Below are 20,498 nucleotides of genomic sequence, written 5' to 3' on the forward strand. Positions count from 1 at the left end.
AAAAATCCGTCCCGGAATCTGACCGAGTGTTGACGGAAATGGTGGCCGGTGCCACGCTCCATCGCACCGATCCGCCGGGACCATCCGATCCCGCCGCCGGAAGTGGAGATGTGCATGACCGAGACCCGTTCGCCCAGTTCGTCCGCCGCGGCGCGCTCGGTGTTCTTCTTCGGTTCCTTCGGCGGCATCCTCGCCGGGTACGACCAGGGCATCGCGGCCGGTTCGCTGCTGTTCCTCACGCCCGCGCTGGGGCTCACCCCGTGGACGAAGGGCCTGGTGGTGAGCTCGCTGATGTTCGGCGCGATCCTCGGCAGCCTGGTGGCGGGCTCGCTCGCGGAGCGCTGGGGCCGGCGGCCGATCCTGCAGCTGGGCGCGGCCGTGTTCGGCGTGTCCGCGATCGGCATGGCGCTCGCCCCGTCGGTGGCGGTGCTGGTCGCGGCCCGGGTGCTCGGCGGGCTCGCCGTCGGCATCGCCTCGGTGGTGGTGCCGACCTACCTGTCCGAGCTGGCGCCGACCCGCAACCGCGGCGGCATCGCCACCCTCAACCAGCTGATGATCGCGATCGGGATCTTCGTCGCCTACGTGACGAGCCTGGCACTGTCGCCGTGGGGCGCGTGGCGGTGGATGCTGGGCCTCGCGCTGGTGCCGTCGTTGCTGCTGCTGTTCGGGGTGTCCCGCTCGCCGGAGACGCCGCGCTGGCTCGTCGCGCACGGCCGGGACGAGGAGGCGCGGCGGGTGCTGCGCGCGCAGCTCGGCGAGGACGAGGCGGCATCGGTGCTCGCCGACATCCGCCGCACCAAGGACGCCGAACCCGAGCAGGACCGGGCCCGCTGGCGCGAACTGCTCACGCCCGCGCTGCGCAGGCCGCTGCTGGTGGCCGTCGGACTGGCGCTGCTGCAGCAGTTCATCGGCATCAACACGATCGTCTACTACGCGCCGACGATCCTGCGCGCCGCCGGGTTCGGCGACAGCGCCGCGCTGCTCAACAGCGTCGGGCTCGGCGCGCTGTCCATCATCACCACGCTGATCACGGCGCGGGTGGTGGACGCGGTGGGGCGCAAGAAGCTGCTCATGATCGGCGGCACCGCGATGCTGCTGAGCATGAGCGTGCTCGCGGTGCTGTTCGGCGCGGAACTGCTCGCCGGAACGGCCGGGGCGACCGGTGCGGTGCTGTGCCTGGCGGTGTTCAAGGTGGCGTTCTCGCTGAGCTGGGGCCCGCTGATGTGGGTGCTGCTGCCGGAGCAGTTCCCGCTGCGGGTGCGCACCCTCGGCGTCGGCGTCGGGTCGTTCGTGAACTGGACGGGGAACCTGCTGGTGTCCCAGTTCTTCCCGGTGCTGCTCGTGTTCGGGGCGGGTGCCGTGTTCGGCATCTTCGCCGGTTTCGCCGCGCTGGCGCTGGTGTTCACGTTCTTCTGCGTGCGGGAGACCTCGCGGCGCAGCCTCGAAGACCTCGAACTGGCGGGGTAGCACCGGCACCGGCGGTGTGCATCGAACCGTTGCGGCGCAACGGGTTCCCGCCGGATTCGAGCACCTCCCCGGAACGGGTTCGGCGACGTCGCGCGGAGTCCTGCCCGGGCGGCGCCGACCCGGCTCGGGGTGCGCCGGCAGCCGGCCGGAAACCCCGACGCGACGGCACACCTGAACGCTCCACCCGGCCTGATGGCCCCGGAGCACCGGCCGATCAGCCGACCCCGCGCGGCCGGTCGGATGAGGTGCGCGCCCCTCGTCCGCTGCGAACGTTCCTCCCGATCGACTTCGGCACCAGCGACCGCGCCGCACGGCGCGCATCGGGACCAGGGGGAACAACACATGCAGCAGGGGCGCACACCGGCGAGCCGGGCGGTGCTGGCGGGCCGCGGCCTGGCGAAGCAGTACGGCGAGCACTGGGCGCTGGGCGGCGCCGACATCGAGGTTCGAGCCGGTGAGGTGCTGGCGATCGTGGGCCCGTCCGGCTCCGGCAAGACCACGATGCTGCACGTGCTCGCCGGGATCCTGCGCCCGGACCGCGGGGAGGTCGTCTTCGGCGAGCGCCGCGTCGACCAGCTCTCCGAGACCAAGCGCAGCGAGCTGCGGCGGCACGAGTTCGGCTTCGTGTTCCAGCAGGGCATGCTCGTCGGCGAGCTGACCGCCGAGGAGAACGTGGCGCTGCCGCTGCTGCTCGGCGGCACCGACCGGCGCACGGCCACGAGAACCGCCCGCGAATGGCTGGCCGAGCTGGGGCTGAGCGGCATGGAAGGACGACTGCCCGGCCGGCTCTCCGGCGGCCAGGCGCAGCGGGTGGCGATCGCGCGAGCGATGGCGCACGAACCGAAGGTGATCTTCGCGGACGAGCCGACCGGCGCGCTGGACACCCGCACCGGTGCGGCGACGATGCGGGCGCTGGCCGACGGCGCGAGCCGATCCGGCGCCGCGGTCGTCGTGGTCACCCACGACCGCGAACTGGCCGCCCGGTGCAGCCGCGTGGTGGAGATCCGCGACGGCCTCATCGCCGACGACGTCACCGCGCACGGCGGGGCGGTGGCCCGGTGAACCCGCTGCAGCTGGCCGTGCGGGTGCTGCGGCACGACCCCCGCACCCGCACCTCGGCGATCCTGACCGCGGCCGGCGTGATGGTGGCGACCGCGCTGGTGCTGATCCTCACGGCGCTGCCACACGCCGCGCAGGCGCGCACCGATCGCTCCTCCTGGCAGGAGGGCCACCAGGGCGTCTCCGAGACGGGCGGGGTGGAACTGGCCTCCCAGGACTACGTGCGCGGCGAGATGATCACTCGGCTGGACGTCTCCGGCGCCTCCGGCGGTGGGAAGGCCCCGGAATTCCCGGCTCCCGGCGAGGCGCTGCTGTCCCCGGCGCTCGCGGAGAAGGCGGCCGCGCTGCCCGACGGCGAACTGGCCGACCGCTTCCCGCAGCGCATCGCGGGCACGATCGACCCGCGGCTGCTGCGCTACCCGGAACAGCTCGTCGCCGTCGTCGGGCATCCGCGAGGCGCGCTGGACGAGGCCGCCGCCGTCGCCAACCCGTACTCCTCGGTGACGATCCAGGCGGAGTCCGAGGACCTGCTGCTGCAACCGATGGCGTTGTTCGGCTTGTTCGTACTGGCGGCTCCCAGCCTCGTGCTGGTCGCCTCGGCCTCGCGGCTGACCGCGGCGCGCCGGGAACGCCGGATGGCGTCGCTGCGGATGGCGGGTGCGACTCCGTCCCAAGTGGTCTCGACGGTCGCCGCGGAGACCGGGCTCGCCGCGGTGGCCGGAACCGCCGCCGGGCTGCTGCTGACCTGGCCGCTGCGGTACCTCATCGCAATGGTCCCCTGGGGCGACGGCACCTGGTTCGTCAGCGACATCACCCCGTCGACCTGGGCGGTGCTGGGCGTGGCGATCGGCGTTCCGGCGCTGGTGGTGGCCTCGTCCGTGCTGGGCGCCGGGCGGGTCGTGCGCGCGCCGCTGAGCGCAGCCACCGAGCAGCCGCGCGGCAGGCCCCAGGCGTGGCGGCTGCTGATCATCGCGGTGGTCGCCGGGCTGTTCGTGCTCGGCATGGTGAAGTACGACGACGGCGCGGGATTCCTGGTGCTCGTGCTGCCGATCGCCGCGGTGGTGTGGTCGTTCTCGCTGGTCGGACCCTGGATCACCGCCACCATCGGCCGGCTGTTCGCGCGGGTGTGGCGCGGCCCTTCGGTGCTGCTGGCGGGCAGGCGGCTGGTCAGCGACCCGAAGAGCGCCTACCGGTCGTCGTCCGGCATGGTGCTCGCGGTGTTCACCGGGGCGATGGCGCTGACGGCGTTGCCCGCGATGACCGCCGGGCCCTCTTCGATGGGCAGCTGGGACGAGCAGGACGTGATCCTCGCGGACGTGCCCGGCAGCCGAGCACCCGAACTGCGCCAACGCCTCACCGACGAACTGGCGGCGCGGGGCGTGCGGGCCACCGTCGCCGACTACGAGCAGGTGCTGGTCGGCGGGATCGGCGACTCGTCCACCTTCGGGCTGGTCATCGACTGCCGCGCCGCTCGCGAGGTGACCCCCTTCCGGCCCTCCTGCGAGGGACCGCCCGGCGTCCACGTGCCGAGCGGGGCGCAGCCGTCGGAACTCACCGTCACCCCGAGCACCGGTGGCGCCGACCGGCCGCCCGCCGTGCCGGTGCCGCCCGGAACCCCGGTCATCGCCGAGCCGAACCTGGACACCGTGCTCATCGACCCGGGCGCGGTGCCCGCGGCGGACGGTTCGGAGCAGGCCACGGTGTCCGTGCTCCCGGCCACCGAGGCGGACCGGATCGAGGTGCGCACCGCCATGGCGCGCACGATCCCCGGTGCGGACATCGAGTCGATCGAGTCGCGCAGCGTCGCCGGGGACGTCCAGACCGGCGACCTGCACCGGATCACGGTGATCGGGTTGTCGATCGCGTCGGTGCTCGCGGCGGCCAGCGCGGCGATCACGGCGGCGGGCTCGGTCGTCGACCGGCGCCGCACGCTGGGGGCGCTGATCGCCGCCGGAACGCAGCGCCGGGTGCTGGTCCGCGCCCTGCACGTCGAGGCGGCACTGCCGGCGCTGGTCGCGGCCGGGATGGCGACCGCGGGAGGCACCGGGGTCAGCCTCGGGCTGCTCCACGTGCTGGACCAGAGCACCACGCTGGCCCCGTCGATCCTGGTGCCGATCGTGCTCGGCCTGCTGGTGGCGGCGCTGGCGGCGTCGGCGAGCGGGCTGATGCTGCGCGGGATCGGCGCGGAGCCGCTCGCCGACGAGTAGCGGGACGGCGGCGGACAGCCCCCGCCGCCTCCTGCCCGTCCGCCGGGGATCAGGCCCTCGGTGCCGCGCGGGTTCCCCGACCGGCCGATCCGGTCGACCGGGGTGGCACCGGCTCCGGCGGGTTCGCGCCGAAGCGGCGGCGGTAGGCGGACGGGCTGAGCCCGGTGTGCTCGCGCAGCCGGGCGCGGAGGTTCGCGGCCGTGCCGAACCCGCTGGCCGCGGCGACCCGGTCCAGGCTGAGCGAGCCGCGCTCGATGAGCCGGCACGCCAGCGCGACCCGCTCGGCCGTGAGCCAGCCCAGCGGGGTGGTGCCGAGCTCCGCGCGGAACCGCCGGTGCAGCGTCGCCGGGCTGGTGGCGAGCCGGGCGGCCAGGTCCGGCACGGTCAGCGGCCGGTCCAGGTGCGCGCGGGCCCAGTCCAGCGCGGGTGCCAGCGAGGTGTCCGCGACGTCCGGCACCGGCCGTTCCACGAACTGCCGCTGGCCGCCGTCGCGGTGCCCGGTGAACACCAGCCGCCTGCTCACCGCGTTCGCGACCTCGGCGCCGTGGTCCCGGTTGATCAGGTGCAGCCCCAGGTCCAGCGCCGCCGCGCTGCCCGCCGCGGTGAGCACCGGGTCGTCGTCGACGTAGAGCACGTCCGGTTCGAGGCGCACCGCCGGGAAACGGCGGGTGAACTCCGCGGCCCAGCGCCAGTGCGTGGTGGCGCGCCTGCCGTCCAGCACGCCCGCCTCGGCGAGGGTGAAGGCGCCGGTGCAGAAGCTCACCAGCCGAGCCCCGCGCCGCGCCGCGCGGGCGATGACGGCCAGCACTTCGGGCGCGGCGGGCACGTCCGGATCGGGCCGGTTGGGCACGATCAGCGTGTCCGCGGCGTCCGCGACCTCCGGCCCGGCGACGTCGGAGAGGGTGAACATGCCCAGGTGCATCCGCACCCGCGGCCGCACCGCGCACACCGCGAAGTCGTACCAGCGGCGGTCCAGCTCCGGGCGGCGCAGCCCGAACAGCTCGGTCGCGACGCCCATCTCGAACGGGTTCGAGCCCTCGTCGACCAGCACCGCGACCCGGTGCGAGAATTCTTGCGGCATGTGCGATTCCTAGCACTCGTGGTGCGGTCGGGTCGAGCCGAGGATGGGTGCCATGACCACGAACCCGATCGACCTCAAGTCCGCGCTGGACGGCTTCGACGCCCCGTGGAGCCCGCGGATCATCGCCTACCTCAACGACTACGACATCCGGCTCGCCCGGTTCCACGGCGAGCACGTGTGGCACGTGCACCTGGAGACCGACGAGTTCTTCCTGGTGCTGGACGGCGAGATCGCCATCGGGCTGCGCGAGGAGGACGGCGAGCGGACGGTGACCTTGCCGCGTGGTTCGGTGTTCGTGGTGCCGCGCGGCACGTTCCACAAGCCGTCGTCGGAGCACGGCGCGGCCGTGCTGCTGGTGGAGCCGACCGGAACCCTCTCGGTCGGGGACGCGCACGACGAGGTGCCCGAGCACGTGGACGTCACCACCGGCCATCCGGTGCCGTAGCGGCGTCCGCGCGGGTGATCCCGACCGGTCCCGGCACCACCGCCTCCAAGATCATGTTCAAATGTCCGTTGGGCCGCAACGGAAATCGGTGGCCCGGTGATCCGGCGCTGCGCCGTCCGGCCGAGCGCAGCGTTCGTCCGTCCGGTCGCGGCGCCTCGACCGAGGGAGCGGACAGGGCATGGAAGCGGGCGGCCACGCGTGCACGGGAGCGTTGGCGGGGGCGGCATCGAGCAGCACGGTGGGCGCGCTCACCGGCGCGGACCTCGGAGTCGCGGGCACCGCGCTGGGCGCGTTGCTGGGCGCGGGCGCGGCGCTGCTGCCCGACCTCGACGCCGACGGCGCCACCGCCTACCGCAGCGGCGGGCGGGTGACGGCGCTGGTGGGGGAGTCCTTCCAGCTCCTGGCGCGCACCACCTACGGCCGGACGCGGCTGCCGCACGATCCGCCCGGCGACGGCGAGCACCGCGGCCTGGTGCACACCCCGCTCTTCGCGGCCGGGCTGGGCCTGCTGGTCGCGCTGGGCGCGCTGCTGACGCCGTGGGTGCCGGGGATCGCGATGGTCCTGGTGCTGGCGCCCGGTATCAGCACCCTGTCCCGGTCCGGCCCGAAGTGGGTGCGGCGCAGGCTGTGCACCGACCAGGACGCGGTGGCGCTGATCGCCGCGGTCGCCATCAGCTGGTCGCTGGCGGCGGCGGGCGCGATGGCCGAGCTCGGCTGGTTCGCCGGGGTGTCCATCACGATGGGGATGCTGGTGCACTCGGTGGGGGATTCGGCGACGCGCAGCGGGATCTGCTGGACGTTCCCGATCCGCCGCCGCTGCGCGAAGTGCAGCCGGAAGCGCACGGCGCGCTGCTCGGGTGCCCGCTGGCGCCGCGGTCACGTGCTGCCGAAGTCGATGCGCTGGAGCGTCGGATCGAAGCAGGGCAAGCGGATCGAGCGCAGCATCGAGCTGGTGTGCCTGGTGCTGGTCGCGGTGCTGCTGGTGCCGGACGCCGCCGAACTCGCCCGCACGCTCGGGTGACATCGGAATTCCCGTTGTGGCCAAGGGTTTCAGCGGACTCTGGTCGTTCGGGACGGCCGACTGTTCGGGACGGGCGGGCGTTCGGCGACGGCTGGTTGTTCGGGACGGCCGGTTATTCGGGAAGGCTGGTCGTTCGGGGCCGCCGGGCGTTCGGCGACCGCTGGATGTTCGGGGACGCGGCCCCGGCGCGCACCCCCGCTGGTGCGCTACCGGAGCCGCTCGCCGACGGCGGAACCCCCGTTCCCCTCCACCGCCGGCGGTCTCATCCCGCCGCGATCACGCGTCGGCTCACAGCACGCGCGTCGCGATCCAGGTGGTGAGCACGCCGGTCAGCACCAGCACCGGCGCGCCCACCGAGGATGGGTCCGCCCACCAGCTCTCGATCACGGCGGCGGAGATCGTGGCCGCCCACATGTACGGACCCGACCGGGTCCGCCTGCGACGGATCTTGCCGACCGGCAGCGGAGCCGTTCGGTGCGCGGAAGTCGTGGCCATCATGGAAGAACCTCCTGTCGAACGCCGGAAACTGCTCGCTGATGCCTCATTGGTAGTCCCGCGCCCCCGCCCCCTCTACGTCAAAAGTCACGTTCGGCGGATTTCCCCGGGCCGGGCACGCAAGTGGGAAGCAGTGGTCCGAGCGCGAACGCGGGAGCACGAGCGGAGGCGGCGGTTGCGTCGTGATCGGCCCGCGCGGGAGGGCCGGGCGCTGGACAGCACCGCGGCTGATCGTTCCGAGCGGGCCACGAGCTCGCCGCGCTGACGGGCTTTCGCCGGTGCGCGGCCCATCGGCATCGGCCGCGCACCGCGGTCTGTGATGGTTGGCACGGTTCGTTCCGGTGGTGCGGAGCTTGTGATCTGCTGAAGCCGCGCTCCGAGGAGCCGCATCGTCGGAAGGCCGTCGCCGTCCCTCCGCGCTCGTGCCGCGGGAATCCGGTCGCGATCGCACCTCCGCCCGTGCCCGCGCCGCCTGCCGCGGGAAACCACCGGGCTGACGCCTGTGATCACCGGATTCGGAGAAGCCGTGCACTGGAACTGGAACGATGCCGCTGAGTTCGACGAGGAAGCCTTCCTGTCGGCGGCGATGGACTGGCACTTCTCCCCGGAAACGGGGTCGCCCTTCTGGCTCGACCGGGCGGCTTCGCTCGGGTTCGACCCGCGGCGCGACGTGCGCAGGCACGCCGACCTGGCCCGCTTCCCGAACGTGGTGAACGAGCTCCGCGGCGTCCCGATCCGCGACCTGGTTCCGCGCGGCTACGGCGACCGGCCCGACGTGCTCGGCGCGTTCGACAGCGGGGGCACCACCGGTGCCCCGAAGCGGGTCGTGCTGCTGCGGGACTGGCTGGAGCACTCGCTGGCGTGGAAGTCGGCCCGGATGGACGAGCTCGGCTTCCCGCGCGACGCGCACTGGCTGACGGTGGCGCCCGGCGGCCCGCACATCTTCGGCAGGTTGATGGCGGAACTGCCGGGCATGCGCGGCGGCATCGCGTTCACCGTGGACCTCGACCCGCGGTGGGTGCGCCGCAGCATCGCCGAAGGCCGCCCGGACGAGGCGGACCGCTACGCCGAGCACGTCGTGGACCAGGTGGAAGCGGTGCTGGACAGCCAGGAGGTCGGCGTGCTGGTGGCGACTCCGCCGCTGCTGGAGCGCATCGCCGACCGCGACCGCCTCACCGCGGCGATCAACGACCGGGTCGGCACCATCATGTGGGGCGGTGCGCACCTGGACCCGGACACCCGGTACCTGCTGCAGCACGAGGTATTCCCGGACGTGGCGCTGCGCGGCCAGTACGGCAGCACCACGATCCTCGGCGGCAGCATGGAACGGCCGGGTTGCGACGACCGGGCCTGCACGTTCGACTCGTTCTCCCCGTACACCACGTTCACCGTCGTCGACCCGGACACCGGGGCCGAGGTGGCGGAAGGCGAGCGCGGGCAGGTCGTGATGCACCACGTCAGCAAGGCCATGCTGCTGCCGAACAACCTCGAACGCGACGTCGCCACCCGCATCGCCGCGCCCGCCGGATCGCTGGGTTCCTCGGTCGCCGACGTCGCGCCCGTGCGGACCTTCGAGAACTCCGCCGTGATCGAGGGGGTGTACTGATGAGCGCCCGCCGGCTCGATGCGCTCGGCGCCACCGGTGCGTTCCGCGCCACCCGCCGCCGGGAGGTCACCGCCGTCGACGGAGCGGTGCTCGCCGAGCTGAGCCTGGTGCCCCGGCTCTACGTCAAGCGCAGCGTCGCCGCGCTGCGCCGGGCCGAGCCGCTGTCCGCGCCGCGCCGCCGACGCGCGCTCGCCGACGCGGCCCGGGCCTTCCTCGGCACCGTGGACGGGATTCCGCTGCCCGAGCACGAACGCGAGGTGTGCCGGGCGTCCGGCGTCGCGCTGCCCGTGGTGCGGGCCGCATCGCTCGCGCTCGCCCGCAGCGCCGAAGCGGCCGCCGAGTCGGTGGACCGGGCGCGCCCGACCGGCTCCGCCGCGCACTGGCTGGACCGCGCCGGATCGGGCGCGGTGTGGAGCCGCCGCGGTGAGGTGCTCGCCGTGCACGCGCCCGGAAACCACCCGGGCACGCACACCGAGTGGATCGAGGCGCTCGCGCTCGGCTACCGGATCGCGGTGCGCCCCTCCGCGCGGGAACCGTTCACCCCGCACCGGCTGGTCGCCGCGCTGCGGCAGGCCGGTTTCGGGCCGGACCAGGTGGTGCTGCTGCCGACGGACCACGACGTCGCCGCCGACCTCGTGACCGCCGCCGACCTCGCCCTCGTCTACGGCGGCGACCAGGCGGTGCACCGCTACGGGAACCGGTCCGACGTGCTGGTGCAGGGGCCGGGCCGGTCCAAGGTGCTGCTCGCCGACGGGCGGCCCGCCGAGCACCTCGACGTGGTCGTCGACTCGATCACCGGTCACGGCGGGACCGCCTGCGTCAACGCCACCGCCGTGTTCGTCGACGGCGACGCCGAGGACCTGGCCCGGCGGCTCGCCGAACGCCTCGACGCGATCCCCGTGCACCCCGTCGACCACGACGAGGCCGTGCTGCCCGCGCACACGCCCGAACGCGCCCGCGAACTCGAAGCGCACCTGCGGTCCCGGCTGGACGGCGCCCGGCTGATCACCGGGGGCGACCTGGTGCGCGAGCAACCCGACGGATCCGCGGTGCTGCGCCCCGCCGTCGTGCTGCTCGACGTCGCCGACGCGCCGCAGGCCGGCATCGAGCTGCCGTTCCCCTGCGCCTGGGTGGCGCCGTGGACGCCCGGCGACGGCGTCGGCCCGCTGCGCGACACCCTGGTGCTCACCGCCGTCACCGGTGACGACGCGCTGCTCACCCGGCTCATCGACGAACCGAGCATCAGCAACGTGCACGTCGGCGACCACGCCACCCACCTGATGGCGCCGGGACTCCCGCACGACGGCCACCTCGCCGAATTCCTGATGCGCAGCAAGACGGTGCTGCGCACCGGAACCGAGGACGCCGACCCGCACACCAGGCTGCTCGGGCTGCTGTCCGGGCACTGGGCGGCGCGCGCCGTGCACGTCGCCGCCGGGCTCGGCCTCGCGGACCTGGTGCGGGACCGACCGCTGACCGGCGCGGAGGTCGCGGCGGGCCTCGGCACCGACCCCGGCGCGACCGAGCGGCTGCTGCGCTACCTCGCGCACCTCGGCCTGCTCCGCGACACCGGAGGCGGCGCGTTCACCACGACCGGCACCGGTGCGCTGCTGCACGACGACGACCCGTTCCGCGACCTGGTCCGGCTCTACGGCGCGGAGTTCTACCAGGCGTGGAACGACCTGGAGCCCGCGGTGCGCACCGGTGGGACCGCCTTCGGCCACCACTACGGCATCGAGCACTTCGACCACTTCGCCCGGCACCCCGGCACCGCGCGGACGTTCGACCGCGCCATGCGGGCCGTGACCCGGTTGGTCGGGGAGGCGTTGCCCGCGGTGGCGGAGTTCCCCGCTACGGGCACCGCGATCGACGTCGGCGGCGGCGACGGCACCCTGCTGCGGCACGTCCTCGCGGCGAACCCCGGGCTGCACGGCGTGCTGTTCGACCGCGACCACGTCACGGGCCGCCTCGACGACGACTGCGGCGGCCGGTTGACGGCCGCGGCGGGCGACTTCTTCCGGCAGATGCCCGCGGGCGGCGACGTCTACCTGCTGTCCCGGGTGCTGCACGACTGGAACGATGCGGACTGCGCGCGGCTGCTCCGGACCTGCCGGGACGCCTGCGAACCCGGAACGCGCCTGCTCGTCGTGGAACGGCTGCTGCCGGACGTCGCGGGCCGGGAATCGCTGGCCGCGGCCTGGGACATGCAGATGCTGGCGATCACCGGCGGCCGCGAACGGCACCGGGACGAGTACGAGAAGTTGCTCAGCGGCGCCGGGTTCGCCGTCGAATCCGCGCGGCGCCTGCCGGTGGACCTGTCGTTGCTCACCGCCCGGGCGGTGTGAAGCCGCGCCGGGCGGATCTGGTCGGATGTCCGGTGGGGCGGCCTGGTTCAGTCGTTTGACTCAACCGGGTGGTGGTTGTTGACTGGCGGTGCGCGAGAACCCCGTGCGCAGGGGGAACTCGGTGCCGGACGGGTTGGAACGGGTGGTGGTGCAGATGGCGGGCCAAGCGGCGCGCAGCGAGCGGGTCGGGGCGACCCGGGAGGCGATCCTGGACGCGGCGGAGCGGTTGTTCGCCGAGAACGGGGTGTTCGCGGTGTCCAACCGGCAGGTCAGCGAGGCCGCCGGGCAGGGCAACAACACCGCGGTCGGCTACCACTTCGGCACCAAGACCGACCTGGTGCGGGCGATCGTGCGCAGGCACGCCGAGCCGATCGAGCGGATCCGGGTGCGGATGCTCGCCGAGGTCGGCGAGGACGCGGGAATCCGGGACTGGGTGGAATGCCTGGTGCGGCCCAGCATCGAGCACCTCGCCTCGCTGGGGGTGCCGACCTGGTTCGCCCGGTTCGGCGCGCAGGTGATGACCGATCCGTCGCTGCGCCCGGTGATGGTGGAGGAATCGCTCAGCGAACCGTCGCTGCACCGGATCATCGACGGGATGCGCCGGTGCCTGCCCGCGCTGCCGGACGAGGTGCGCGCCGAGCGCAACGACATGGCGCGGCAGCTCATGGTGCACATGCCCGCGGAACGGGAGCGGGCGCTCGCGGACTCCGGCTCCACGCCGCGGTCCACGTGGGACGACGCCGCGACGGGGCTGATCGACGCGATCACCGGCCTGTGGCTGGCGCCGGTCTCCGACCGCTGATCTCGCGGCGGCCCTCCGGCCGCTGATCTCGCGGCGGAAGGGTTTCTGATCGCTGATCTCGGGGCGCGACGATCTCCAGGCGCTGATCTCGCAGCGGAACGGCCCTCCGGGCGCTGATCTCGCGGCGGAGGGGCCTTCCGGCTGCTGACCTCGCGGTTCGGCCCTCCACCGCTGATCTCGCGGTGAGCGCTCCTCCGGCGCTGACCGCGGGCGGAACGGCCGCCGGGCCGGACGGGCCGTCCGCCCGCGGTGATCAGGCTTCGTGGAGCAGGCGTTCGGTGACGGTGACCTCGCGGGACCCGGGCACCACGTGCTCCGCGGCCGCCTCGGTCCAGGCCGCGAAGTGCGGGCTCGCCCGGTGCGCCTCCAGCGCCGCCTGGTCCCGGTAGACCTCGTACAGGAAGAAGTGGTGGTCGTCCGCGGTGTCGACGACCACGTCGAAGCTCACGCACCCCGGCTCGTTCGCCGCGGAAGCCTCCGCGTCGGCGGTGATGGCGGCCAGGAAAGCGTCCCGGTGGCCCGGCTTGGCCTGCATGGACACGACGAGGGCGAGCACTCGATCCTCCTGAGCTGGAACGGTCCGGCGACCCCGACGGCCGCCGAGCGGCGACGATAACCCCGGCCGCGGCGGCCCGGCCCGCGGAGTGCGGATGATCTCATCGGCGGCGCGTCCCGCTCCGCCCATACTGGACCGGCCGAACGAGAGGAGACGAAGGTGATCCGGGTGGACGGCCGCACGCTGCGGTGCACCGACGTCGCCGACGCCGCGCGCACCGCGGGACCGCTGGCGATCGACCTGTCCACGGCGGCGCTGCGGGTGGCGGAGCACTCGTGGCGGCTCGCCGACGAGCTCAGCACCGAACGCGTCGTGTACGGCCGGACCACCGGCGTCGGCGCCAACAAGGACGACGTGGTCGGCGACCGCGACTCCGCCGAGCACGGGCTGCGGCTGCTGCGCAGCCACGCGGGCGGCAGCGGCGAACCCATGTCCGCCGAGCACACCCGCGGCACGCTGCTGATCCGGCTCAACCAGCTCGTCGCGGGCCGGGCCGGGGTCAGCCCCGTCCTGATCACCGCGCTCGCCCAGGCCGTGCGCACCGGGGCGCTGCCGCTGGTGCACCGGCTCGGCGCCATCGGCACCGGCGACCTCGCACCGCTGGCCGAGACCGCGCTCGCCCTCGCCGGTGAACGCCCCTGGCTGGCCGGGCAGGTGGAGCCGGTGGAGATCGCGGCCGGGGACGCGCTCGCGTTCATGAGCAGCAACGCCGCCACCCTCGCCGAAGCGACCCTCGCGACCCTCGACCTGGAGCGGCTCACCCGAGCCAGCCACGTCGTCGCCGCCCTCACCTACGTCGCCCTCGACGGCAACCCCGAGGCGTACGCGACGCCGGTGCACGAAGCCCGCCCGCACGCCGGGCAGGTCGGTTGCGCCGCGCAGATGCGGCGGCTGCTCGGGCTGGACAGCACCCCGAAGCCGGGCAGGCGCATCCAGGACCCGTTCGGGCTGCGCGCCTACCCGCAGGTGCAGGGCGCCGCGGTCGACGCGGTGCACTACCTGCGGGACGTGCTCGCCATCGAGATCAACGCGGGCACCGAGAACCCGATGATCTCGGTGGTGCACCGGGACGCCTACCACCACGCGCACTTCCACACCGCCTACGTGGCGTCCGCGCTGGACTGGGTGCGGGCGACGGTGCACCAGGTGGCGGAACTGTCCGCCGCGCGCCTCGGCGACCTGGTCGAACCGGAGTTCACCGGGCTGCGCCCGTTCCTCGCCGCGGGCCCCTCCGGCAGCTCCGGGGTGATGATCCTCGAATACGTGGCGCACGACGCGCTCGCGGAGCTGCGCCACGCCGCGCTGCCCGCCACCCTCGGCACCGCCGTCGTGTCCCGCGGGCTCGAAGACCACGCCAGCTTCTCCACGCAGGCGGCGCGCGCGACCACCGCGGCCGCCGCCGCGTACCGGCGGCTGCTGGCCTGCGAACTCGTCGCCGCGGTGCGGGCGTTGCGGATGCGGGAGGCCGACCTGATCGACGTGCCGGTGCGGGAGGCGTTCCACCTGGCCGCCGACACCCTCGACTCGCGGGTGGAGGACCGGCCGCTCACCGAGGACATCAGCAAGGCCGGGGACCTGCTCGACGACCTCGTCCGCTTCTGACGACCGGCGCCGGTGGACCTCGCGGCGTGCCGGCGAGATCATCGGTCCCGGCTCCGGGACCGCCCCGGCCCCGCACCTCCCGGGCCAGGGCAAGACGAAGCCCCGGCGACATGATCGGAGATCAGGGGCCATCCGGGGCTATTCGTCGGGAAGCGTAGCACGACCGAAGGGACACCCGTGGCGGCCTGGATCGAGCAGTGGCTCTCGGCGCCGAGGCTCGCGCCCTACCGCGCGGCCGCGAGCACCGAGCGGGCCGCCCTGGAGCTCTACGAGTGGAACGCCACGATCTCCGCGGCGTTCCACCACGACATCGCCCACCTCGAGGTCGGGCTGCGCAACGCGCACGACCGGTCGTTGTGCGCGGACCTGGAAGCCGGGGAGCCGCACTGGACGGCCACGCCCGCGCGGTTCTTCCCGCCCGCCCGGCACCGGGCCGCCAACGGCCGCCTGGTCGACACCAACGACACCGCCCGCGCGACGATCGCGAAAGCCCGCGGCCAGGCCGCCCGCGGGCTGCCGCGCGGCACCGAACCCCCACCGGGCAAGGTGATCGCCGAGCTGTCGTTCGGCTTCTGGCGGTTCCTCACCTCCCGCCGCCACCACGACCGGCTCTGGATCCCGCTGCTGCACCGCGCGTTCCCCCGGGGCACCGCGCGCGCCGACCTGGACCGGCCGCTGGGGCGGCTGCACGGCCTGCGCAACCGCGCCGCCCACCACGAGAACCTGCTGCGGGCGAACCTGCCCGCGCGGCACCAGGACGTGCTCGACGTCGCCGCCCTGCTCGCCCCGGAACTCGCCACCCACCTCAAGGCGACCAGCACGGTGCCCGCGCTGCTCGGCGAACGCCCCCGGTGAACCCGCTGCCGAACGCGTGTGCGCACCGGGATGTGTGAGTGCGGGCTGTGCGGGTACGCGCCGGTGGAAGGCAACGTCCACCGGAAGGAGACGGCGTCATGGGCGACGAGGACAAGGCCCAGCACAAGGCCGAAGAGCTCAAGGGCCAGGCCAAGGAGAAGGCGGGCGACGTCACCGGGAACGAGCAGTGGCAGGCCGAAGGCAAGGCCGACCAGGCCAAGGGCGGCTTCAAGCAGGCCGTGGAGAAGGTCAAGGACGCCGTGAAGGGGCGCTGAACCGGCTCCCGCCCCGCCGGGTGGCGGCCCCGCCGCCGCCCGGCGGCAGACCCCTGCGAGGAGGTATCGCGACCAGTGGCTGATCCGAAGAACGTCGCCGAGCACATCGTCGAACGACTGGGCAGCTGGGGCGCTCGCCGCTTCTACGGCTACCCGGGCGACGGCATCGGCGGGGTGATCGCCGCGCTGCGCACCGCTCCCGGCACCGAGTTCATCCAGGTCCGGCACGAGGAGACCGCGGGCTTCGCGGCGTGCGCGGACGTCAAGTACGGCGGCAGCGCACTCGGCTGCTGCGCCGTGACCAGCGGGCCCGGCGCGGTGCACGCGCTCAACGGGCTCTACGACGCGAAGCTCGACCACCAGCCGGTGGTGGCGCTGCTCGGGCACACCGCGAGCACCGCGCTCGGCGGCGGTTACTACCAGGAGATCGACCTGACGAACCTGTTCAAGGACGTCGCGGGCGACTTCTGCGAGCAGCTGGTGGAACCCAGCCAGGTCCGCCACCTCGTCGACCGGGCCTGCCGCACCGCGCTGGCGCACCGGACGGTGACGGCCCTGGTGCTGCCCAGCGATCTGCTGGAGCAGGCGGCCGTGCCCGAGCCGCCCGCCGAGCACGGCTACTACCGGACCTCCGCGGTGCCCAGCACCCCGGTCGCCGCCGCCGATCCGCGCGGCGTCGCGCAGGCCGCCGAGGTGCTCAACGCGGGGGAGAAGGTCGCGATCCTCGCGGGCGCGGGCGCGCACGGCGCGACCGAGGCGCTCACCGCCGTCGCCGACCGGCTCGGCGCGGGCGCGGCGAAGGCGCTGCTGGGCAAGACGGTCCTGGACGACGCGCTGCCGTGGGTCACCGGCCCCATCGGGCTGCTCGGCTCCACCGCCAGCTGGCACCTGATGCGCGAGTGCGACACGTTGCTGATCGTCGGCTCGACCATGCCCTACACCGAGTTCTACCCGGCACCGGGGCAGGCGCGGGCCGTGCAGATCGACGTGGACGGGGCGCGCTGCGGCACCCGGTACGACACCGAGGTGAACCTCGTCGGCGACGCCCGCGCGACCCTGGAGGCGCTGCTGCCGCAGCTCGACGAACGCACCGGGCACACCTGGCGGAACCACGTCGCGCAGTGGACGCGGCGCTGGGACTCCTACAGCGAGAAGCGCGCCGACGCCGACACCAGCGGGCTCAACCCGGAACTGGTGGTGCGGGAGCTGTCCCGGCGACTGCCGGACGACGTGATGGTCGCCGCGGACTGCGGCACCGCCACCAGCTGGTACGCCCGGGATCTGCAGATGCGGCCCGGCATGCTCGGCAGCCTCTCCGGCACGCTGCTGTCCATGGGCGGCGGGCTGCCGTACGCGCTGGCCGCGAAGTTCGCCCACCCGGAGCGGCCGGTGGTGGCGCTCGTCGGGGACGGGGCGATGCAGATGAACGGGGTCAACGAGCTGATCACCGTGGCGAAGTACTGGCAGGAGTGGGCCGATCCGCGGTTCACCGTGCTGGTGCTCGCCAACGACGACCTGTCCTACGTGACCTGGGAGACCAGGGCGATGCTCGGCGACAAGCCGTACCCGGAGGCCCAGCACCTGCCGCAGGTGCCGTACGCGAAGTGGGCCGAACTGCTCGGCCTGTCCGGGCACGAGCTGGACCGCGCCGACCAGGCAGGCGAGGTGTGGGACCGGGCGCTGCACGCCGACCGGCCGACGGTGGTCGACGCCCGGGTCGACCCGGCGGTGCCGCTGGTCCCGCCGCACGTCACCGTCTCGCAGGCGCTGAACACGGCCCGTTCGCAGGTGCGGGGCGATCCGGACGCGCTGCGCATCATCGCCGACGGGGTGCGGGAGACGATCGGCGCGAAGGCCCGGTCGGTGCTCAGCGCGCCCCTCGACTGAACCCGCGGTGCCCGCCGTGCTCGCGCCGCCGCGACGGCACGAGCACGGCGACCAGCCCGCCGGAGGTCAGCAGCAGCGCCCCCGCCAGGCCCGCGATCAGCAGCCGCCGGTCCTGCCCGGCCCGCTGCACCTGCCGCTGGTCGTCGTAGCTGTTGAGCGTGCTGCCCGCGCTGGAGACCAGGCGGCACACCTGGTCCCGGCCCATGAGCTGCTCCCCGCACCGGACCGGACCGCCGCCCGTGGTGGCCAGCACCGCGCCGCCGCCCACTAGCAGCACGACGAGCACCGCGATCCCCGCACGCGCCAGTGACCCCATCGCGTCCCCCTCCGCCGGGTGTCCAGTGTGGTCTCGGCCCGGGCCCGGTGGGCAGGCTCGCACCGGCGTGGCCGGTGGAAAGAGCTGGTCAGCGGGGCGTGGCGGGTTTTCCGGTCCGGATCCGGTGCTCAGCCCACGAGAACGGACTCCGCGTGCTCGGCCTCGCGGGCGCGCGCGGCGTAGCGCAGCAGCGCCCAGGCGAACAGCAGCACCGCGGGCCCGCCCAGGCCGATCAGCCACGGCCAGGTCGTGGAGGTCCGCGCGGTCACCACGACCAGTTCGCCGCCGCCCGCGACGTCGGCGGGGTCCGACGGCACCAGCAGGTGGTCCGCCGGGGAGAACAGGTCGTTGTGCCTGCGGAAGTCCGCCAGGCCGCCCGGATAGGTGCGGCCGGTGCCGTCGATGAGCAGCGGCCGCGCCGCGGGCGCCGTGGCGACGTAGACGGTGCCGAGCTCCAGGCCGCCGTCCGCGTACCCCACCAGCACCGCCCGGCCGTGCAGCCGGGCGTCCGGCGCGTGCTCCGCCGCCGCCCGCCGCACCGCGCGGCCCGCGTCGCAGCGCGCCGCACCCCGGTCCCGCGCCTCGTTCGAGCCGCTTTCCTCGCCCGATGGGGGCTCCTCGCAGGGGAAGGCGCGGAACAGCTCCGCCGCCAGCTCGTCCGGGGTGTAGTAGGCCGCGAAGTCCGCGAGCCGATCCTCGCTGGTGCCTGCGGCGGGGAACCGGTCGTGCACCACCGCGGTGGAACCCAGGTAGTCCGCGAACAGGTCCGGTGGTTCCGCGGATCCGCAGGAACAGGTCGTGACCAGCACCGCGAGCACCGCGGTTCCGGTGGACAAGCGCATCATCGCTCCTCGGCGCGAGCCGACGGCGCGGGGACGCCGCCGCGCCGCTCGTCGCCGCCGAGACTGGCACGGGACCGGCGGGTCCAGTACCCGCTTTCGCAGGTAGTGGCGGGCCGGCGCTCCGGCTCAGTCGTCCGGAACGAGGCGTTTGCCCAGGTCCACGGCGTCATACGGGGTGTAGCCGAGGCGTGCGTAGAAGTCCACGACCCCGGTGTTGTCCGGCCGGACCTGCAACTGCACCTTCGGGCAGCCCAGCGCCGCCAGCGCGGCCTCGGCCCGTTCGACGAGCGCGCGGCCCAGGCCGGTGCCGCGCTGCTCGTCGGCGACGGCCAGGTAGTGGATCCAGCCGCGATGACCGTCGTAACCGGCCATCGCGGAGCCGACCACGGCGCCGGAACCGTCCTCGGCGACGAAGAACAGCTCCGGCTGCACCGACCGCTTGCGCCGCACGTCGGCCCACGGGTCGTTCCAGGGGCGGGTCAGCCCCGCCGCCTGCCACAACGCCACCACCGCTCCGGTGTCGCCCTCGGCGAATGTCCTGATCCGCACCGCTCCCGCTCCTCCCGCCGTGTCCCGGCCGCACGGTACGCGGTCCACGGTGGACGGCGCTGCGGATTTTCCCGGCCGCGAGCGGGTTCGCCGGTGGTCAGGAGGCGTGCGGCACGGCGAGGCCTGCGGCGGCGAGCTCGGAGCGGGTGGCGTCCGGGGCGTAGCGGTGCAGCAGCTCCAGCCCGAGCTGCGCGCGGCGCACCCGTTCGCGGCCCAGCGCGATCGCGGTCGGGGTCAGGTGCGTGCCGCTCGGGTAGATGTTCGGGGCGTTGCGCAGCCCGAACTTCAGGTACACGGGTGCGGCGACCCGCACGATCTCGGCGATCTCGAAGTGCCGCACGAACCCGCCGAGGTCGTCCGGCGCCTCCACGTACACGTCCAGCGGCAGTTCGGTGGCGGCCCGGATGTCGGCGAGCTGCCGGAGGTCGAGGTCGGTGGGCACGTTGTAGCTGTTCGCGCCGAGCTCCTCCGCGATGCGCACCGAAGCCGGATTCGACAGTCCCATTTGGACACTGATCTTGAATTGCAGATCCGGTTGCAGCGCACCGGATTCGCGCATCCGGGACGCGGTCGCCAGCACGCCGAGGTCGGTGATCAGCACGCTGCGGATGCCCGCTTCGGCGGTCCGGCGGACGTCCTCCAGCGCGTGCACGAGTCCTTCGGTGCCGCGGGCCTGCGCGGCGACCGGCCCGCCACCGCTCGCGGTGGCCAGCGCCCCGGTGCCCCAGGCGGCGACCGGACGGGCGAACAGGCTCAGCTCCACGTGAGCGGCGGCCGCGGTGCGGGACATCGCGCCGAGTTCGGCGGCGGTGAGCAGCATCCCGCCGCTGCCCTGGGAGATCCGGTGCACCGGCACCTCGCGCGCCCGGGCTTCGTCCAGCACGGCGTCGAGCACCTCGGGGCCTTCGGTGCTGGGGATCTCCACCCGGTACTGCGCGCCGTCCGGGAAGCGCTTCCCGCTGTCCGGCAGCTGCGGCCCGCCACCGGGAAGTCCTTGCGCCATCAGGAATTCGCGAGTCTCCCGCACCGGCCGCTCCGTTCGCCATGTCCGACAACGTCCGGCAACGCTATGGTCGGCGCGCCGAGCC

The 20,498-nt window shown here is 74.1% G+C and carries 19 protein-coding genes; 12 read left to right on the forward strand and 7 right to left on the reverse strand.

Annotated elements, in window-relative coordinates; translation table 11 throughout:
* The first annotated feature begins 114 nt into the window (after window positions 1-114).
* The 3 genes from ABZ805_RS15700 to ABZ805_RS15710 all read left to right on the forward strand — a co-directional run bounded on the left by ABZ805_RS15700 (window position 115) and on the right by ABZ805_RS15710 (window position 4,733).
* Window positions 115-1,467 (forward strand): sugar porter family MFS transporter, encoded by a 1,353-nt coding sequence (locus ABZ805_RS15700; protein WP_358440085.1) that lies wholly within the window; start codon window positions 115-117, stop codon window positions 1,465-1,467.
* Window positions 1,468-1,809: 342 nt separating this feature from the next.
* Window positions 1,810-2,529 carry an ABC transporter ATP-binding protein gene (locus ABZ805_RS15705; protein WP_358440088.1) on the forward strand — a complete coding sequence of 240 codons (720 nt, stop codon included), beginning with the start codon at window positions 1,810-1,812 and terminating at the stop codon, window positions 2,527-2,529.
* Complete coding sequence (locus tag ABZ805_RS15710; protein WP_358440090.1) at window positions 2,526-4,733, forward strand: FtsX-like permease family protein; 2,208 nt, start codon at window positions 2,526-2,528, stop codon at window positions 4,731-4,733. The genes ABZ805_RS15705 and ABZ805_RS15710 overlap by 4 nt, the downstream gene beginning before the upstream one ends.
* A 49-nt stretch (window positions 4,734-4,782) precedes the next feature.
* Here ABZ805_RS15710 and ABZ805_RS15715 read toward each other — a convergent pair whose 3' ends face one another.
* A complete protein-coding gene (locus tag ABZ805_RS15715) occupies window positions 4,783-5,814 on the reverse strand; it encodes a helix-turn-helix domain-containing protein (protein WP_358440093.1) in 1,032 nt (343 codons plus the stop codon).
* Between the two features lie 52 nt (window positions 5,815-5,866).
* Here ABZ805_RS15715 and ABZ805_RS15720 point away from each other — a divergent pair, with 52 nt between their 5' ends.
* Both ABZ805_RS15720 and ABZ805_RS15725 read left to right on the forward strand, forming a co-directional pair.
* Window positions 5,867-6,259 (forward strand): cupin domain-containing protein, encoded by a 393-nt coding sequence (locus ABZ805_RS15720; protein ID WP_358440096.1) that lies wholly within the window; start codon window positions 5,867-5,869, stop codon window positions 6,257-6,259.
* 178 nt (window positions 6,260-6,437) lie between these two features.
* A complete protein-coding gene (locus ABZ805_RS15725) occupies window positions 6,438-7,280 on the forward strand; it encodes a metal-dependent hydrolase (RefSeq protein ID WP_358440098.1) in 843 nt (280 codons plus the stop codon).
* 288 nt (window positions 7,281-7,568) lie between these two features.
* Here the strand turns inward: ABZ805_RS15725 and ABZ805_RS15730 are convergent, their stop codons facing one another.
* Window positions 7,569-7,778 carry a hypothetical protein gene (locus ABZ805_RS15730; RefSeq protein WP_358440101.1) on the reverse strand — a complete coding sequence of 70 codons (210 nt, stop codon included), beginning with the start codon at window positions 7,776-7,778 and terminating at the stop codon, window positions 7,569-7,571.
* A 523-nt stretch (window positions 7,779-8,301) separates the two neighbouring features.
* Here ABZ805_RS15730 and ABZ805_RS15735 point away from each other — a divergent pair.
* The 3 genes from ABZ805_RS15735 to ABZ805_RS15745 all read left to right on the forward strand — a co-directional run bounded on the left by ABZ805_RS15735 (window position 8,302) and on the right by ABZ805_RS15745 (window position 12,528).
* Window positions 8,302-9,381 (forward strand): AMP-binding protein, encoded by a 1,080-nt coding sequence (locus tag ABZ805_RS15735; protein WP_358440103.1) that lies wholly within the window; start codon window positions 8,302-8,304, stop codon window positions 9,379-9,381.
* Window positions 9,381-11,726, forward strand: a complete 2,346-nt coding sequence (locus ABZ805_RS15740; protein WP_358440105.1) for an aldehyde dehydrogenase family protein — start codon at window positions 9,381-9,383, stop codon at window positions 11,724-11,726. Before ABZ805_RS15735 ends, ABZ805_RS15740 begins: the two co-directional genes overlap by 1 nt.
* A gap of 154 nt (window positions 11,727-11,880) precedes the next feature.
* Complete coding sequence (locus ABZ805_RS15745) at window positions 11,881-12,528, forward strand: TetR family transcriptional regulator (RefSeq protein ID WP_358440152.1); 648 nt, start codon at window positions 11,881-11,883, stop codon at window positions 12,526-12,528.
* A gap of 253 nt (window positions 12,529-12,781) precedes the next feature.
* On the opposite strand, the gene ABZ805_RS15750 is transcribed toward ABZ805_RS15745, so the two are convergent.
* Window positions 12,782-13,084: a putative quinol monooxygenase gene (locus ABZ805_RS15750; protein WP_358440107.1), complete on the reverse strand. Its 303-nt coding sequence runs from the start codon at window positions 13,082-13,084 to the stop codon at window positions 12,782-12,784.
* A gap of 159 nt (window positions 13,085-13,243) precedes the next feature.
* Between ABZ805_RS15750 and ABZ805_RS15755 the strand changes: the two genes are divergently transcribed.
* The 4 genes from ABZ805_RS15755 to ABZ805_RS15770 all read left to right on the forward strand — a co-directional run bounded on the left by ABZ805_RS15755 (window position 13,244) and on the right by ABZ805_RS15770 (window position 17,703).
* Window positions 13,244-14,686, forward strand: a complete 1,443-nt coding sequence (locus ABZ805_RS15755) for an aromatic amino acid ammonia-lyase (RefSeq protein ID WP_358440109.1) — start codon at window positions 13,244-13,246, stop codon at window positions 14,684-14,686.
* 177 nt (window positions 14,687-14,863) lie between these two features.
* Window positions 14,864-15,541, forward strand: a complete 678-nt coding sequence (locus ABZ805_RS15760; RefSeq protein ID WP_358440112.1) for a hypothetical protein — start codon at window positions 14,864-14,866, stop codon at window positions 15,539-15,541.
* Between the two features lie 98 nt (window positions 15,542-15,639).
* A complete protein-coding gene (locus ABZ805_RS15765) occupies window positions 15,640-15,816 on the forward strand; it encodes a CsbD family protein (RefSeq protein WP_224955812.1) in 177 nt (58 codons plus the stop codon).
* A 75-nt stretch (window positions 15,817-15,891) separates the two neighbouring features.
* Window positions 15,892-17,703, forward strand: a complete 1,812-nt coding sequence (locus tag ABZ805_RS15770) for a thiamine pyrophosphate-requiring protein (RefSeq protein WP_358440114.1) — start codon at window positions 15,892-15,894, stop codon at window positions 17,701-17,703.
* Here the strand turns inward: ABZ805_RS15770 and ABZ805_RS15775 are convergent.
* The 4 genes from ABZ805_RS15775 to ABZ805_RS15790 all read right to left on the reverse strand — a co-directional run bounded on the left by ABZ805_RS15775 (window position 17,684) and on the right by ABZ805_RS15790 (window position 20,437).
* The gene (locus ABZ805_RS15775) at window positions 17,684-18,019 is read right to left on the reverse strand and encodes a hypothetical protein (protein ID WP_358440117.1); all 336 of its coding nucleotides are present in this window, start codon (window positions 18,017-18,019) and stop codon (window positions 17,684-17,686) included. The two genes, ABZ805_RS15770 and ABZ805_RS15775, sit on opposite strands and share 20 nt — an antisense overlap.
* 128 nt (window positions 18,020-18,147) lie before the next feature.
* On the reverse strand, window positions 18,148-18,855 hold the full coding sequence (locus ABZ805_RS15780) for a hypothetical protein (protein WP_358440119.1): 708 nt from the start codon (window positions 18,853-18,855) through the stop codon (window positions 18,148-18,150).
* A gap of 132 nt (window positions 18,856-18,987) precedes the next feature.
* The gene (locus ABZ805_RS15785) at window positions 18,988-19,410 is read right to left on the reverse strand and encodes a GNAT family acetyltransferase (RefSeq protein ID WP_358440122.1); all 423 of its coding nucleotides are present in this window, start codon (window positions 19,408-19,410) and stop codon (window positions 18,988-18,990) included.
* A 97-nt stretch (window positions 19,411-19,507) separates the two neighbouring features.
* On the reverse strand, window positions 19,508-20,437 hold the full coding sequence (locus ABZ805_RS15790) for a U32 family peptidase (protein WP_358440125.1): 930 nt from the start codon (window positions 20,435-20,437) through the stop codon (window positions 19,508-19,510).
* Window positions 20,438-20,498: the final 61 nt, after the last annotated feature.

Source organism: Saccharopolyspora sp. NPDC047091 (genome assembly GCF_040643635.1).
Lineage (GTDB): Bacteria > Actinomycetota > Actinomycetes > Mycobacteriales > Pseudonocardiaceae > Saccharopolyspora_C.

What these genes read in the sequence shown, in the direction of transcription:
- ABZ805_RS15700 (WP_358440085.1), top strand. Translation starts at nt 115, where the DNA reads ATGACCGAGACCCGTTCGCCCAGTTCGTCCGCCGCGGCGCGCTCGGTG.
- ABZ805_RS15705 (WP_358440088.1), top strand. Translation starts at nt 1,810, where the DNA reads ATGCAGCAGGGGCGCACACCGGCGAGCCGGGCGGTGCTGGCGGGCCGC.
- ABZ805_RS15715 (WP_358440093.1), bottom strand. Translation starts at nt 5,814, where the DNA reads ATGCCGCAAGAATTCTCGCACCGGGTCGCGGTGCTGGTCGACGAGGGC.
- ABZ805_RS15720 (WP_358440096.1), top strand. Translation starts at nt 5,867, where the DNA reads ATGACCACGAACCCGATCGACCTCAAGTCCGCGCTGGACGGCTTCGAC.
- ABZ805_RS15725 (WP_358440098.1), top strand. Translation starts at nt 6,438, where the DNA reads ATGGAAGCGGGCGGCCACGCGTGCACGGGAGCGTTGGCGGGGGCGGCA.
- ABZ805_RS15730 (WP_358440101.1), bottom strand. Translation starts at nt 7,778, where the DNA reads ATGATGGCCACGACTTCCGCGCACCGAACGGCTCCGCTGCCGGTCGGC.
- ABZ805_RS15740 (WP_358440105.1), top strand. Translation starts at nt 9,381, where the DNA reads ATGAGCGCCCGCCGGCTCGATGCGCTCGGCGCCACCGGTGCGTTCCGC.
- ABZ805_RS15745 (WP_358440152.1), top strand. Translation starts at nt 11,881, where the DNA reads ATGGCGGGCCAAGCGGCGCGCAGCGAGCGGGTCGGGGCGACCCGGGAG.
- ABZ805_RS15765 (WP_224955812.1), top strand. Translation starts at nt 15,640, where the DNA reads ATGGGCGACGAGGACAAGGCCCAGCACAAGGCCGAAGAGCTCAAGGGC.
- ABZ805_RS15775 (WP_358440117.1), bottom strand. Translation starts at nt 18,019, where the DNA reads ATGGGGTCACTGGCGCGTGCGGGGATCGCGGTGCTCGTCGTGCTGCTA.